12 protein-coding genes are annotated in these 13,828 nt (G+C 70.5%); 9 read left to right on the top strand and 3 right to left on the bottom strand.

Going from position 1 to position 13,828, the window contains the following annotated elements; all coding sequences use genetic code 11:
* Window positions 1-7 precede the first annotated feature (7 nt).
* The 5 genes from OCT48_RS17525 to OCT48_RS17505 all read left to right on the top strand — a co-directional run bounded on the left by OCT48_RS17525 (window position 8) and on the right by OCT48_RS17505 (window position 7,150).
* The gene (locus OCT48_RS17525; RefSeq protein WP_263590418.1) at window positions 8-1,528 is read left to right on the top strand and encodes an aldehyde dehydrogenase; all 1,521 of its coding nucleotides are present in this window, start codon (window positions 8-10) and stop codon (window positions 1,526-1,528) included.
* 61 nt (window positions 1,529-1,589) lie between these two features.
* A complete protein-coding gene (locus tag OCT48_RS17520; RefSeq protein WP_263590417.1) occupies window positions 1,590-3,485 on the top strand; it encodes an amidohydrolase in 1,896 nt (631 codons plus the stop codon).
* A gap of 184 nt (window positions 3,486-3,669) precedes the next feature.
* Window positions 3,670-4,581 (top strand): LysR substrate-binding domain-containing protein, encoded by a 912-nt coding sequence (locus OCT48_RS17515; protein WP_263590416.1) that lies wholly within the window; start codon window positions 3,670-3,672, stop codon window positions 4,579-4,581.
* Between the two features lie 70 nt (window positions 4,582-4,651).
* Window positions 4,652-5,770: an agmatine deiminase gene (aguA, locus tag OCT48_RS17510; RefSeq protein ID WP_263590415.1), complete on the top strand. Its 1,119-nt coding sequence runs from the start codon at window positions 4,652-4,654 to the stop codon at window positions 5,768-5,770.
* Window positions 5,771-5,935: 165 nt separating this feature from the next.
* Window positions 5,936-7,150, top strand: a complete 1,215-nt coding sequence (locus tag OCT48_RS17505; protein ID WP_263590414.1) for an MFS transporter — start codon at window positions 5,936-5,938, stop codon at window positions 7,148-7,150.
* 73 nt (window positions 7,151-7,223) lie between these two features.
* Here OCT48_RS17505 and msrA read toward each other — a convergent pair whose 3' ends face one another.
* Both msrA and OCT48_RS17495 read right to left on the bottom strand, forming a co-directional pair.
* A complete protein-coding gene (msrA, locus tag OCT48_RS17500; protein WP_263590413.1) occupies window positions 7,224-7,940 on the bottom strand; it encodes a peptide-methionine (S)-S-oxide reductase MsrA in 717 nt (238 codons plus the stop codon).
* A gap of 92 nt (window positions 7,941-8,032) precedes the next feature.
* Window positions 8,033-8,857, bottom strand: coding sequence for a helix-turn-helix transcriptional regulator (locus tag OCT48_RS17495; RefSeq protein WP_263590412.1), 825 nt, complete (start codon window positions 8,855-8,857; stop codon window positions 8,033-8,035).
* Between the two features lie 119 nt (window positions 8,858-8,976).
* Here OCT48_RS17495 and OCT48_RS17490 point away from each other — a divergent pair, with 119 nt between their 5' ends.
* The 3 genes from OCT48_RS17490 (at window position 8,977) to OCT48_RS17480 (ending at window position 11,998) form a co-directional block, all read left to right on the top strand.
* On the top strand, window positions 8,977-9,678 hold the full coding sequence (locus OCT48_RS17490) for an extensin family protein (protein WP_263590411.1): 702 nt from the start codon (window positions 8,977-8,979) through the stop codon (window positions 9,676-9,678).
* 109 nt (window positions 9,679-9,787) lie between these two features.
* Window positions 9,788-10,732 carry a cobyrinic acid a,c-diamide synthase gene (locus OCT48_RS17485; RefSeq protein WP_263590410.1) on the top strand — a complete coding sequence of 315 codons (945 nt, stop codon included), beginning with the start codon at window positions 9,788-9,790 and terminating at the stop codon, window positions 10,730-10,732.
* 87 nt (window positions 10,733-10,819) lie between these two features.
* On the top strand, window positions 10,820-11,998 hold the full coding sequence (locus OCT48_RS17480; RefSeq protein WP_263590409.1) for a toxic anion resistance protein: 1,179 nt from the start codon (window positions 10,820-10,822) through the stop codon (window positions 11,996-11,998).
* 15 nt (window positions 11,999-12,013) lie between these two features.
* Here the strand turns inward: OCT48_RS17480 and OCT48_RS17475 are convergent, their stop codons facing one another.
* A complete protein-coding gene (locus OCT48_RS17475; protein ID WP_183384314.1) occupies window positions 12,014-12,301 on the bottom strand; it encodes a hypothetical protein in 288 nt (95 codons plus the stop codon).
* A gap of 212 nt (window positions 12,302-12,513) precedes the next feature.
* Here OCT48_RS17475 and OCT48_RS17470 point away from each other — a divergent pair, with 212 nt between their 5' ends.
* Window positions 12,514-13,821, top strand: a complete 1,308-nt coding sequence (locus OCT48_RS17470) for an ATP-grasp domain-containing protein (protein WP_263590408.1) — start codon at window positions 12,514-12,516, stop codon at window positions 13,819-13,821.
* Window positions 13,822-13,828 lie beyond the last annotated feature (7 nt).

Below are 13,828 nucleotides of genomic sequence, written 5' to 3'. Positions count from 1 at the left end.
GTCTCCCATGACCGAACATCGCCGCATTCCCCAGACCCGCTACGACTGGCAGGCGCTGGCCGCCTCGCTGGTCGAGCAAGGCCTCGAAACCCGCGCCTATATCGACGACGCCTTCGTCGACGCCGCCGACGGCGCGACCCTGACCACCATCAATCCGGCCACCGGCGAGACGCTCGCCGAGGTGGCGAGCTGCGACGCCGCCGACGCCGAGGCGGCGGTGGCGGCCGCCCGGCGCGCCTTCGACGGCGGCGAGTGGTCGCGGCGCTCCCCGGCCGGCCGCAAGGCCGTGCTGCTCAAGCTCGCCGAGCTGATGGAGGCCCACCAGCACGAGCTGGCGCTGCTCGACACCCTGGACATGGGCAAGCCGGTGACGAGCTCGCTGGGCGACATGGCCGGCGCCATCGGCTGCCTGCGCCATCACGCCGAGTCCATCGACAAGCTCTACGGCGAGGTCGCGCCCACCGGCGATGACGCCCTGGGCCTGGTGCTGCGCGAGCCGCTCGGCGTGGTGGCCTCCATCGTGCCGTGGAACTTCCCGCTGATGATGACCGCCTGGAAGATCGCCCCGGCGCTGGCCGCCGGCAACAGCGTCATCCTCAAGCCCTCCGAGAAGTCGCCGCTCTCCGCGCTGCGCCTGGCCGGCCTGGCCCGCGAGGCCGGCCTGCCGCGCGGTGTGTTCCAGGTGCTGCCGGGCTTCGGCCACACCGTGGGCAAGGCCCTGGCGCTGTCGATGGACGTCGACTGCCTGGCCTTCACCGGCTCCACCGGGGTCGGCAAGCAGCTGATGCAGTACGCCGGCCAGTCGAACCTCAAGAAGGTGTTCCTGGAGTGCGGCGGCAAGAGCCCGAACCTGGTCTTCGCCGACTGCAAGGATCTCGACAAGGTCGCCGAGCACGCCGCGGGGGCGATCTTCCACAATCAGGGCGAGGTGTGCATCGCCGGCTCGCGGCTGCTGGTCGAGAATGCGATCCGCGAGGCCTTCGTCGAGAAGGTGCTGGCCGCCGCCGAGCGCATGCAGCCCGGCGACCCGCTGGACCCCGAGAGTTTCATGGGCGCCATGGTCGACCAGGCCCAGCACGAGCGGGTGCTCGACTATATCCGCCGCGGCGTGGCGGAGGGCGCGACCCTGCGGGTCGGCGGCGAGGCCACCCAGGTCGATGGCAAGGGGCTGTTCATCGGCCCGACGGTGTTCGACGGCGTCACCGACGCCATGGCCATCGGCCGCGAGGAGATCTTCGGCCCGGTGCTGTCGGTGTTCGGCTTCGACAGCGAGGAGGAGGCCGTGCGGCTGGCCAACGACAGCGACTACGGCCTGGCGGCCGGGCTGTGGAGCCAGGACATCGACCGCATCATGCGCGTCACCCGCCGGCTGCGCTCGGGCCAGGTGTTCGTCAACAACTGGGCGGACATGGACCAGACGGTACCCTTCGGCGGCGTCAAGCAGTCGGGCAATGGCCGCGACAAGTCCCACCACTCGCTGGAGGAGTACTCCGATCTGAAGAGCGTGTGGATGATGCTCGCCACTTGAGTGTCGTCTGGTCCCTAGGCGGGGGCGTGAATCCCGCATCACCAACGGAAGGACAACAACAATGCCCATCAAGACTTCGACGCCGAATCGCGTCCTGCTGGCCGGCGCGCTGACCACCCTGAGCGTCGGTGCCGCCGCCGGGGCACCGACGCCCGCCGATACCGTGCTGCGCGACGGCAGCCTCTACACCGTCGATGCCGAGAATCCCAGCGCCGAGGCGCTGGCGGTGCGCGACGGGGAGATCGTCTACGTCGGCGACGAGGCCGGCGTGGACGCCTACGTCGGCCCGGACACCCGGGTGATCGACCTCGACGGCAGGATGGTGATGCCGGGACTGCAGGACGCCCATATCCATGGCATCACCGCCGGCCGTGCCCAGTGCGACCTCGACTACCGGCCGCTGAGCGTCGACGAGTTTACCGCGCATCTCGAGGGCTGCCTCGCCGATCCCGATTTCGGCACCCAGCGAGACGACTGGCTGACGGTCGAGCACTGGTACGTGCAGTTCCTCAAGCCCCGCGGCACCGAGGTGGACAAGGCAGTGCTGGACGCCATCGACACCGAGCGGCCGATCATCGTCTACGACGTCTGGGGCCACGCGGCCCTGGCCAATTCCCGGGCCCTCGAGCTGGCCGGCATCGACGCCGACACCCCGGACCCGCAGGGCGGGGTCATCAAGCACGACGACCGGGGCCGGCCGAACGGCTGGCTCTATGACGACGCCCAGTTCCTGGTGGACGAGGCCATGCCCGAGCGGCCGCCGCTGGATCCCGTCGACGCGGCTCGTCGCGGCCTGGCGGTGCTCGCCGAGGAGGGCATCACCAGCTTCCAGGCCCAGAGCGAATCGCGGGACACGGTCGAGACCTTCGCCGAGCTGCGCGAGGCCCACGGTCTGACCGCTCGGTCCCACTTCCTGATCGACTCCGGGGCCAGGACCGGCGACGAGCTGGCGGCCTTCATCGACGAGCTCGACGCCATCCGCGAGGCCGTCGAGAACCCCGAGCGGCTGCCGCTGCAGGTGCGCGCCTGGCGGCCCGGCGAGCAACAAGGCCCCCGCCTGGTGGCCGAGCCCGGGGTCGCAGTGGCCGGCGTCGGCGAGGTGATGGCCGACGGCATCCTGCAGGCGCCCACCCAGACCGCGGCGCTGCTCGAGCCCTATCGCGTCAACGCCGGCAGCGAGGACGCACTGGACTGGCGGCCCGGGGACAACCGCGGCGAGGCCTACATCGACGCCGAGACCCTGGGCGAGATGGCCTCGCGGTTCGCCGAGCGTGGCTACCAGACGCAGATCCACGCCATCGGCGACCGCGCGGTACGCAACACCCTGGACGCCTTCGCCATGCTGCGGCAGGCCGACGCCACCGCGCCGGAGGCCAGCGGTTACGACCGCCCCGGCGACTCGCGGCCGCTGATGTCCCACGCCGAGCTGGTCGACGCCGCCGATCACGAGCGCTTCGCGGGCCTCGGCGTGGTGCCGGTGATGTCCTACCAATGGGCCAAGCCGGCGCCGGACTCCACCGATGCGGTGAAGCCCTACCTCGGCGCCGAGCGCTGGGCCGGCTACGAGCCGGAGGGCGAGCTCGCCGCGGCGGGCGCGAAGATCGCCTACGGCAGCGACTACCCGGTGGATCCGCTCGATCACTGGTTCGCCCTCGAGGCGGCGGTGCTGCGCGAGGCGGACTGGGGGCCGGAGTTCCCGGCCTACGCCGGCGACCTCAACGCCGAGGAGCAGGCCCTGTCGCTGGACGCGGCGATCCGCGGCATCACCCTGAACGCCGCCTACGCCATGCACCAGGACGAGGTCACCGGCTCGCTGGAAGTCGGCAAGCTGGCCGACCTGCTGATCCTCGACCGGAACCTGTTCGAGATCCCGGCCGAGGACATCTCCGAGACCCAAGTGCTGATGACCATGGTCGGCGGCGACATCGTCCATCGCGCCGAGGACTTCCAGCCCTAGGCTGCTCCCACGCCCGTCGGGGCGCCACCAGCGGCGCCTTCGGGGTTCATCGACGTGCCATTGGAAAACGCTTTCCACGTCGTTTGCCGGCCCTCGGGCCGGCCTTTTTTCGTGGCGTGCGGCGGGCGGGAATCGCGTATCCTGTCGGCCACCCGTCGAGAGAGCGCCCGAGGAGGCTCCCGCCATGCGTCGTCTGCCCTCGTTGACCGCGCTGCGCACCTTCGAGTGCGCCGCCCGCCATGCCCACTTCGGCCGCGCGGCGGCGGAGCTGTGCGTCACCGACAGCGCCGTCAGCCACCAGGTCCGCCAGCTGGAGGAGCAGCTCGGGGCGACGCTGTTCGTGCGCCGCGGGCGCCACATGCAGCCCACGCCCCAGGCCCGGCGCCTGCTGCACAGCCTGCAGCAGGCCTTCGAGCGGGTCGGCGAGGCCTGCGAGGCGATCGCCGCTCCGGATACCCAGGCCGCGCTGCAGGTGGCCGTGCCCGCCGAGCTGGCCCAGAAGTGGCTGGTGGGGCGGCTGGACGACTTCTGCCGCCGGCACCCGCACATCGACCTGCACCTGCATGCCCGGGCCTACGACGTCCAGGACGTTGGCCCCGACCTCGACCTGGCGATCATCTACGGTGCCGGGCCGGCGGATGCCCACGAGCTCTTCGTGCGCCCCCTGCCGCCGCTGCACTTCTTCCCGGTGTGCAGCCCGGGGCTGTTCAATGCGGGCGGCCTGACCCGACCCGAGGACCTGGCCCGTTGCCGGCTGCTGCACGACGACCAGGACGGCGGCACCTGGGCCGCCTGGCTGGCCACCCACGCTGGCGACGCGCGCGCCGAGCGCAATCTCTACTTCGAGCACGCCGGCCTGGCCCTGGAAGCCGCCGCGAACGGCCTGGGGGTGGCGCTCGGCGATGCCCTGACCGCCTCGGAAGACCTGACGCGGGGGCGGCTGGTGCGCCCCTTCGCCGCGAGCGTGGGCTCGCTCGGCCAGTACGCGCTGGTCTGCGACCGCCAGCGCCTCGAGCGGACGGCGGTCGCGCATTTCATCGACTGGTGCGTCGAGCTTCTCGATACCCCTGAATTCCATTCAAGGGTGGCGCAATAATCGTCGTTGGTGCGTCGCGAGAGGCCGGGCCTAGCATCGGAATACCCCAACAACGAGAAAGAGGTGTTCCATGGCGCGCTTGCTGACCTCCCTGCCCAAGGTCGATGGTTTCCGGCTGCCCGGCGAGTTCGAACCCAAGGCCGGCTGCTGGCTGGGCTGGCCGGAGCGCCCGGACGTGTGGCGCAACGGTGGCAAGCCGGCGCAGTGGGTGTGGGTCGAGATCGCTTCCGCCATCGCCGAGAGCGAGCCGGTCACCGTCTGCGCCTCCGCCGCCCAGTTCGCCAACGCCCGGCGCCTGCTGCCGCCCTCGGTGCGGGTGGTGGAGATGACCTGCAACGATAGCTGGTTCCGCGACAGCGGGCCGGCCTTCGTGGTCAACGACGCGACCGGCGAGGTGCGCGGCGTGGACCTCGAGTTCAACGCCTACGGCGGCCTCGACGGCGGGCTGTACTTTCCCTGGGACAAGGACGACCAGATCGCCCGGAAGGTGCTCGAGATCGAGGGGCTGGACCGCTACCGGGCGCCGTTCATCGCCGAGATGGGCGGCATTCAGTCCGACGGCCAGGGCATCCTGCTGACCACCGAGCAGTGCCTGCTCAACCGCAACCGCAATGGTCATCTGGGCAAGGAAGCGGTCACCCGGCACCTCGAGAACTACCTTGGCGCCGAGCGGGTCATCTGGCTGCCGCGGGGCTGCAAGTTCGACGAGACCGACGGCCATATCGACGACCTAGCCTGCTTCGTGCGCCCCGGCGAGGTGCTGCTGCAGTGGACCGACGACCGCGACGACCCGCAGTGGGAGATCTACCAGGAGGCCTATGAGGTGCTGAAGAGCACCCGCGATGCCCGTGGCCGCGAGCTCACCGTGCACAAGATGCCCCAGCCGCGGGCCCTGGAGTGGACGGCCGAGGAGGCCGCAGGGCTGGACCAGGTCGACGGCACCCACCTGCGCCAGGCCGGCACCCGCATCTGCGCCTCCTACATCAACTACTACGCCGGCAACTCGGTGATCGTGGTGCCGCTGTTCGGCGACCCCAACGATCGCGTCGCCCAGGCCACCCTGGCCGAGCTGTTCCCCCGTCACCGCATCGTCGGCATCGAGGGCTCCCGCGAGATCCTGCTCGGTGGCGGCAACGTCGCCTGCATCACCATGCCCCAGTACGCCGCCCCGACGCCGACCGGCGGCTGAGCCGGCGCGCCCGGCCGTCGCCCCTCGTGCGGCGGCCGTGGCCTTCCCCCCCCAGCTCGACAGACGGCCCCAGCGGCCGCCGGTGTCCCGCCTGTGCGGGGCCGAGGGGGCCCCTGTGGCCGGAACCGACTCGACAACAACCAACAAGCGAGTGAGGTATCCACGATGACACAATCCACCACCGTCCCGGGCGAGACCCGGGGGCTCCCCCGCATCGGCGTCGACCATCCGTTGGCCATCGCCGCCGCCGTGGCGATCAGCTTCGTCGGCAATGCCGTGGTCATGGGCATGCCGCTGATGGTCGGGGCATGGGCCGACTTCCTGCACTTCGACGAGCAGCAGGTGGGCTGGCTGGCCTCGGCGGACCTGGGCGGCATGTTCCTGGCCTCGCTGGCCACCGCCGCCCTAGTGTCGCGCCTCAATCGGCGCCACCTGGCGCTGTTCGGCATCCTGGTGGCCATCGTCGGCAACTACTTGTCGACCCAGTATCAGGACTACCCGTCGCTGCTGGCGATGCGCGTGCTGGCGGGCTTCGGCGGCGGCATCTGCTACTCCACCGGCATCGCCTGCCTGGCCATCACCACCAAGACCGGGCGCAACTTCAGCATCATGATGTTCGGCCTGGTGGCGATCAACGCCATCGAGCTCTACACCATTCCCCACCTGACCGGGGCCTGGGGCATCGACGGCATCTTCCTGGCCTTCTGCGTGGCCTTCGCGCTGTGCCTGGCGGTGCTGCCCGCCCTCTACCCGCACACCCCGTCCGGCGCCGAGAAACCGACCGGCGAGCACGAAGCGGACACCGTCCCGCGCCTGCCGCGTCTACTGCCGTGGTGCTGCCTGCTGGCGGTATCGTGCTTCTATATCACCATCGGTTCGTTCTGGGCGTTCATCGAGCGCGCCGGGGTCGACGCCGGGCTGGGCGATGCCTTCATCGCCAACGTGCTGACCCTGGGCAACGTCTTCACCCTGGCCGGCTGCGTCGCGGCGGTATGGCTGAGCCGTCGCGCCGGCCAGTCGCGGGTACTGATGGCGGCGCTGGTCGGCATGGCCGGGGTGTTGGTGCTGCTGGCCGTGGAAATCTCCGCGACGACCTTCGTCATCGGTACCTTCGGCTTCTGCATCGCCTGGCTGTTCACCGACATCTTCCAGCTCGGCACCCTGAGCCATATCGACGCCTCGGGCCGCTATGCGGCGCTGGTGCCGGCCGCCCAGGGGCTCGCCCAGACCGCCGCCCCGGCGATCGCCGGCTTCCTGCTGGCCCGCGAGCTGGGGTATGGTGCGGTGATGCTGCTCGGCGCGGCGGGATCGCTGGCGGCGCTGTGCCTCTATGCCGTCGTCTACGCCCGGCTGGCGCCCGTGCTGGCCGACGCCGACTAGTCCCCGCGCGGCATGTCGCGCGAACGCCCCGGGGCCCAGGCTCCGGGGCGTTTTCCGTCCCTGGCGGCGTGGCTCAGGGCGTCGTGGCGAGGACCGGGTCGTCGCGGTAGAGCTCGGGGAACAGGCGTTCGAGGTTCGCCACCTTGGGCAGATCGTTGAACACGATGTAGGGCTGGTTCGGGTGGTGATAGGCGTAGTCCTGGTGGTAGGCCTCGGCCGGATAGAAGGCGTCCAGGGGGGAGAGCCGTGTGACGATCGGCCGATCGAAGGCACCCTCGGCGTCGAGCTGGTCGATGTAGGCCTGGGCGACGCGCCGCTGGGTCTCGTCGGCATAGAAGATCGCCGAGCGATACTGCGGGCCGATGTCCGGCCCCTGGCGGTTGAGCTGAGTCGGGTCATGGGCCACCGAGAAGAACACCTGCAGCAGTCGGGCATAGGAGATCTTCTCGGGATCGTAGGTGATGCGCACCGCTTCGGCGTGCCGGGTACGACCGGCGCTGACCCAGCGGTAGTCGGCGGTCCTGGCCGCCCCGCCGCTGTAGCCGGAGACCGCGTCGGTCACGCCGTCGAGGTGCTGGAACACCGCCTCGATGCCCCAGAAGCAGCCGCCGGCGAGCACCACGCTGTGCCGCTCATCGTCCGCGGGAGCGGGGCCGGTGGTGGCCGGCGGCGGCAGGGCGACGGCGCTGCCGGCGGCGTGACCGAGCGGTGAACCGGCGAAGACGACGCCAAGCGCCAGCGCGGTGCCCAGCCCGACGAGGGGCCGACGGGGCAGGGATGATGCGGGCATGGCAAGACTCCTGTGCTGGGGACCATGTCCCACGCTAGGCGCTCGGCCCGGCGAAAATCATCACGATTCGGTCACGCAGCGCGGACTCGCACTCAGCCGCCCTGCTGGCGGGAGACCAGCGCCACGTGGTCGAGGAACAGCCGGAACAGCTGGGACTGGCTCGAGAGATTGAGGCGCTGGTAGATGTGCTTGCGGTGGACCTTGACGGTGCCGTCGCTGATGTCGAGTTCCCGGGCCGCCGACTTGGTGGAGTGGCCGGCCAGCAGCAGGCGCACGATCTCCCGTTCCCGGGCCGTGAGGGCCTCCTGACCGAAGCTGTCGAAGGCGGCCTCCACCGGCTCGCGCTCGGCGAGCCGCTCCTGGAAGCGGTGGCCCTGCCACTTCCAGTACTCGCCGAGCAGCACCTCCAGCACCGGGGCGACATGGCGCAGCGCCTGCAGGCTGCGCCGCGTCAGCCGCGGGGCGTCCTCGCGAAAGCCCAGCGACACCACCATCACCACGTCGGCATCGACCCGGGCGAACAGGCCGAGCTCGTCGGTCAGGCCCAGGCCACGATAGTAGTGGTGGTAGTAGTCGCTGCTCTCGAAGCGGTCCGGGGCCAGTTCACGCAGGCGATAGACGCCACTCGCCAGGCCGTCGTGGACGGCCTTGAAGAAGGGGTCGAGCAGGTAGGCCTGGCTCAGGTAGCGCTCGATGCCCTGCTCGCGACGCTCCGGCGGGTAGTTGTCGTGGATCAGCAGCGGCCGGTGCTGGCCCTGGTAGGTGTTGACCAGGATGGTGTCGAAGCCGGCCAGCTCGTGGAGGGTCTGCTCCAGCAGGGTGGGGAAGCCGACCCCGCCGGCGGCCCGGGTGAGCTGGGCGAGACGCTGGTGCCAGGCCTGGCTGTCGGCCGTGGCGAGCAGGTCAGTGAGGTTCATGGGTAACGGCAGGCTCGAGTGGCGGATCGCCGACTCAGGGTACCACCGGCGGCGCGGCGGGTGACAAGGCACGCGCCGAGCTATGCTCGGGACGATGCGACCGCAAGGACGGGAGGGACATGCGTACGCTGTTGCTGGGCCTGGCGATCCTCGGCCTGCTGCTGGGCATCGGCCTCGACAAGGGCTGGTGGTCGATCCCGCCGGCCTGGAACCCCTGGGCGCCCCTGCGGGTGGCGGCGCCAGTGACGCCGGTGACCCGCTGGAAGCTGGCCCGCCTGGAGGACGATCCCCAGGCCTGTCGGGCCGTGCTGGCCGCGGTGCCCGACGCACGGCTGCGCTACACCGTCCTGGCGGACCATACGCCGGTCGCCGGCTGCCCCCTCACCGATGTCCTGCGCCTGCATCGCGCCGGGGTCGCGTTCGACGAAAGCTTCATCGCCAGCTGTCCGCTGGCCGTGAGCTGGTTGCTCTACGAGCGGCATCGCCTGCAGCCCGCCGCCCGGGAGGTGCTCGGTCAGTCGGTCGTGGCGGTGGAGCACGTCGGCAGCTTCGCCTGTCGCAACATCTACGGACGCGAGCAGGGACGCCGCAGCGACCATGCCGCCGCGGCCGCCCTGGATGTCGCGGCCTTCCGTCTCGGCGATGGACGACGCATCTCGGTGCGCCGGGACTGGGGCGACGAGCGGCCGGCCGGGCGCTTCCTGCGCCGGGCCCAGCAGGGGGCCTGCGGGCTGTTCGGCACCGTGCTCGGGCCAGACTACAACGCGGCGCATGCCGGCCATTTCCACCTCGGCCTGCGCGGGACGGGCGTCTGCCGCTAGGTCGGCCAGACCACATCACTGGCGGTGGCCGGCCTCTGGCCTCATCATGGGGGAATCCGCCACCGTCGCCTTAGTAGCGCTTTGTAGAGAGAGGAGCACCGACCACGCCATGCTGGGATTCCTGCAGGGGGCCGCCTACGGCCTGTTCCTTACGTGCCTGCCCTGGTGCCTGATCGGTCTGGCCAGGCCCCGGCTGGCCCTGCCCACCGAACACCCCACCCGCTGGCAGGTCGTCCTGCGCTACGCCTTCCTGGTGCCCTTCCTCAGCCTGCTGATGTGGCTGACCTCGCTGTGGGGCGGCTTCGATCCCAGCCTCCCGGGCTGGCTGGCGGGGCTGGTCGGCATCGCGGTGGAGATTCCGCTGGAGCGGCGCTGGCGGCGGTTCCGGGCGCGGCGCCACAAGCGCCGGCTCGAGGCGATGCTCGAGGCCGAGGCGAGCCGCCGGCGCGCCGAGGAGGTCCGGCAGGGGCGCGAGGCCGGGGTCGCCGAGCTCGACCCGGCGACCCCGCCGGCCGATGCCGACGAGGTGGTGCAGGCCCTGTGTCGTGCCAAGCGCGAGCTGCTCGAGGCGGGGCGCGAGGACCATGCCGCCCAGGTCGATCGTCTCTATAGCCGCTATCGCCATGTCCTGGGGGTGCTGGGGTCGCGCTTCGACAGCAGTGAGCTGGCCCATGAGCGGGCCCGCTCGCTGGTGGAGGAGGTCTGCCTGGGCGCGGTGGACAACCTCAATGCCATGGTGGCCCAGGCCCGGGGCGTGGCCGGCCTCGACGTCGACTTCGTGCGGCGCCGCCTCGGCCAGGAGGCCGACCGACTGACCGCCAACGAGACCAGCGCGCTGCGCCGGCGCCTGGCGTTGATCGAGGACACCGAGCGCTCGCTGCGTCGCCTCGCGGCCCGTAACGAAGCGGCGCTGACGGCGCTGGACGACACCAGCGTGGCGCTCTCGCGCATCGTCACCGACCGTCCCCGGGCCCGGGTCGGCGCCGACCAGGCCTGCGAGGAGCTGCGCCGCTTCATCGACGGGGCCGAGCGCTACAGCCGCCCCTCACGGTAGGGGCGCCCCCTCGCGAACAGGCCGTTCGCGCAGGGGTCCTAAGCTTTGACTGAGACGTAGAATCGGCAACCAGGGGAGTCCCATGCCATGACCGACGCGCCCAAGCCCGGCAGCCCGCTGTCGCTGCCACCGGTGGAACGCATCGCCGAGGAACTGGAAGGGGCCGAGGCGGCCGCGTCCCGCCACGAGGCCGAGGATCCCGAGCTGGCGGCCATGGCCGACGCCTTCGTCGCGGAGACCCTGGACGACCGGGGGGAGGGCGGGCCCAGCCGGCAGCGTCGCGCGGTGGACGAGATGGGCCTCGAGCTGCAGCAGCAGGCGGCCCGCCAGAGCGAGATGCTCAAGACGCCGCTGCGCCAGCTGGCCGAGCACGGCGAGGAGGGCGGCCCGGTGGCCAAGGCGCTGGTCGAGCTGCGCGAGCGCATGGGCGCCCTGGATCCTCGCCACCATCGCCTGACGCCGGGGCCCCTGGACCGGGTGCTGCGGCTGTTGCCCGGCGTGGGCAGCCGGCTGCAGCGCTACTTCCATCGCTTCGAGACCGCGCAGCAGGCCCTGGAGGCGATCATCGCCGACCTCGAGGGCGGGCGCGACATGCTGGCGCGCGATAACCTGACCCTCGCCGACGACCAGGAGGCCATGCGCCAGACCCTGGTGCAGCTGCAGCGCCAGGTCGCCCTGGGGCGGCTGATCGACCGACGTCTCGAGCGGGCATTGCCCGAGATCGTCGACGCGTCGCGGCGGGCCTTCGTCGAGGAGGAGCTGCTGTTCCCGCTGCGCCAGCGCATCCTCGACCTCCAGCAGCAGCAGGCGGTCTGCCAGCAGGGCGTGCTGGCCCTCGAGGTGATCATTCGCAACAACCGCGAGCTGATGCGTGGCGTGGACCGCGCCATCAACGTCACCGTCTCGGCCTTGAGTGTGGCGGCCACGGTGGCGCTGGCGCTGGCCAACCAGCGCCTGGTGCTGGATCGCATCGAGTCCCTCAATGCCGCCACCTCGGAGACCATCGCCGGAACCGCCCGCGCCCTGCGCCAGCAGGGCGTCGATATCCAGACCCGGGCGGCCTCGGCCAACCTGGACCTCGAGGCCCTGGAAGGGGCCTTCGCCGACGTCATGGCGGCAATCGAGGATCTCTCGCATTACCGCCGCGATGCCCTGCCCCGGCTGGCCGAACAGATCGACCGCCTGGAAGTGCTGTCCCGGGAGGGCCAGACGGCCATCGACCGGCTCGAGTGCGACGGCGGCGAGGCGGCCGAGCGGGCGTCCTGAGGCGACGGGCGCCCCTCACTTGAAGTGTGCGGCGGCCTCCCGGAAGGCCTTGCGCATCCGTTCCCAGGCCTCGTCGGTGCCCTTCTGCAGGTCCGACCAGGCGCCCTCGCCGGCGCGCTGCAGCTCGTCGAGGCGCTGGCGGGCCTCGTCGCGGCGGCGGCGCAGCCGCTCCAGGTCTTCCTGGTGGCGGGCCTGGGTCTGGGCACTGGCCTGTCGGGCCCGGGCCATCAGCTCGTCGATCTCGGCGTTCCACTCATCGAGGCTGGCCTTCAGGCGTTCGATGAACTCGTCTCGCTGGCTCATGCGGCTCTCCCGGTGTTGTCTCCCTCGCTTGTGCTGATCCTTGCGGCCCCGTCGAGTTCCCTCGGTGCCGGGTTCCGGCGGAGATCGCGGTCGTGCCAGTCCGCGTCTGGGCTATCCTGCGGAATGAGGATGGCGACAGCGCCGCCTCGGGGACGTTCCGGCCCTGCCGTGAATGGCCCGACATCCAGGCGGAGATCCGTGAGGAGGACGTCATGAGTAGCGAGGCCCGCAATGTCTTCGTGGTGGGGCTTAACGACTTCAACCGACAGCGTCTCGAGAGCCTGCGTGGCGCCGAGGCCTACCGCTTCCACGGTGTCATCGAGCCCGAGGCGGTCTACGATACCGAGGTCTTCGACATCGCCGCCATGCTGGACGAGGCGACTCGGCAGCTGGAGGCGTTCGAGGGCTCGGTGGATGCCATCGTCGGCTACATGGACTTTCCGGTCTCCACCATGCTGCCGATCCTCTGCGAGCGCTTCGGCACCCGCTCGACCTCCCTGGAGAGCCTGCTCAAGTGCGAGCACAAGTACTGGAGTCGCCGAGTGCAGAAGGAGGTCATTCCCGACTTCATCCCGGCCTTCACGGCCTTCGATCCCTTCGATGACGAGGCCCTGACCCGGATCGGCGAGGCGGGGCTCTACTTCCCCTTCTTCGTCAAGCCGATCAAGTCCTCGGGGTCGCGGCTGGGCTTTCGCATCGACACCCCCGAGGACTTCTACCACGCCATCGAGAGGCTGCGCGAGGACATCGGCCTGATCGCCGACCCCTTCAACACCGTGCTCGAGCATGCCCGGCTGCCGGAGGCGATCGCCGCCGTGGACGGCCACTTCTGCATGGCCGAGGAGATCATCGGGGGCTGGCAGTGCACCGTGGAGGGCTATGTCTTCGAGGGCGAGGTGGTCAGCTACGGGATCGTCGACTCGCTGCGCTACCCCCAGGTGCTGAGCTTCTTCCATTATCGCTACCCCTCGGGGCTGCCCGACCCCGTCCAGGACAAGATGCGCGAGCTCACCGACACGGTGATGCGCCATATCGGCTTCGACAACTCGGCCTTCAATATCGAGTACTTCTGGGACGAGGTGCAGGATCGCATCTGGCTGCTGGAGATCAACACTCGCATCTCCCAGTCGCACTGCAACCTCTTCGAGAAGGTCGACGGGGTCAGCAACCAGCAGGTCACCATCGACCTGGCGCTGGGCCGGCGGCCCGACATGCCGCATCGCCAGGGGGAGTATCCCTTCGCCGCCAAGTTCTTCTATCGGGTGTTCTTCGTCGACGCCCTGGTCACCCGGGTGCCCAGCGAGGCGGAGGTCGCCGAGCTGGAAGCGGCCTTCCCGGGCACCGTGATCGCCCTGCAGGTGGAGGCCGGGCAGCGGCTCTCGACGCTGCCCGAGCAGGACAGCTACAGCTATGCCCTGGCCTATGTGTGGATGGGGGCCGACACCGCGGAGCAACTGCTCGAGAACTACGACCGCCTGATCGCCAGGCTGGTCTTCGAGTTCGATGAGATCGAGGGCTGAAGGAGGA

The sequence above is a fragment of the Halomonas sp. M4R1S46 genome (genome assembly GCF_025725685.1).
GTDB lineage: Bacteria > Pseudomonadota > Gammaproteobacteria > Pseudomonadales > Halomonadaceae > Halomonas.
Note: the sequence above shows the minus strand (reverse complement) of the source record. Positions and strands in the feature narration are given on the sequence as shown.

What these genes read in the sequence shown, in the direction of transcription:
- OCT48_RS17520 (WP_263590417.1), top strand. Translation starts at nt 1,590, where the DNA reads ATGCCCATCAAGACTTCGACGCCGAATCGCGTCCTGCTGGCCGGCGCG.
- OCT48_RS17490 (WP_263590411.1), top strand. Translation starts at nt 8,977, where the DNA reads ATGCGTACGCTGTTGCTGGGCCTGGCGATCCTCGGCCTGCTGCTGGGC.
- OCT48_RS17525 (WP_263590418.1), top strand. Translation starts at nt 8, where the DNA reads ATGACCGAACATCGCCGCATTCCCCAGACCCGCTACGACTGGCAGGCG.
- msrA (WP_263590413.1), bottom strand. Translation starts at nt 7,940, where the DNA reads ATGCCCGCATCATCCCTGCCCCGTCGGCCCCTCGTCGGGCTGGGCACC.
- OCT48_RS17480 (WP_263590409.1), top strand. Translation starts at nt 10,820, where the DNA reads ATGACCGACGCGCCCAAGCCCGGCAGCCCGCTGTCGCTGCCACCGGTG.
- OCT48_RS17485 (WP_263590410.1), top strand. Translation starts at nt 9,788, where the DNA reads ATGCTGGGATTCCTGCAGGGGGCCGCCTACGGCCTGTTCCTTACGTGC.
- OCT48_RS17495 (WP_263590412.1), bottom strand. Translation starts at nt 8,857, where the DNA reads ATGAACCTCACTGACCTGCTCGCCACGGCCGACAGCCAGGCCTGGCAC.
- OCT48_RS17475 (WP_183384314.1), bottom strand. Translation starts at nt 12,301, where the DNA reads ATGAGCCAGCGAGACGAGTTCATCGAACGCCTGAAGGCCAGCCTCGAT.
- OCT48_RS17470 (WP_263590408.1), top strand. Translation starts at nt 12,514, where the DNA reads ATGAGTAGCGAGGCCCGCAATGTCTTCGTGGTGGGGCTTAACGACTTC.
- aguA (WP_263590415.1), top strand. Translation starts at nt 4,652, where the DNA reads ATGGCGCGCTTGCTGACCTCCCTGCCCAAGGTCGATGGTTTCCGGCTG.
- OCT48_RS17505 (WP_263590414.1), top strand. Translation starts at nt 5,936, where the DNA reads ATGACACAATCCACCACCGTCCCGGGCGAGACCCGGGGGCTCCCCCGC.
- OCT48_RS17515 (WP_263590416.1), top strand. Translation starts at nt 3,670, where the DNA reads ATGCGTCGTCTGCCCTCGTTGACCGCGCTGCGCACCTTCGAGTGCGCC.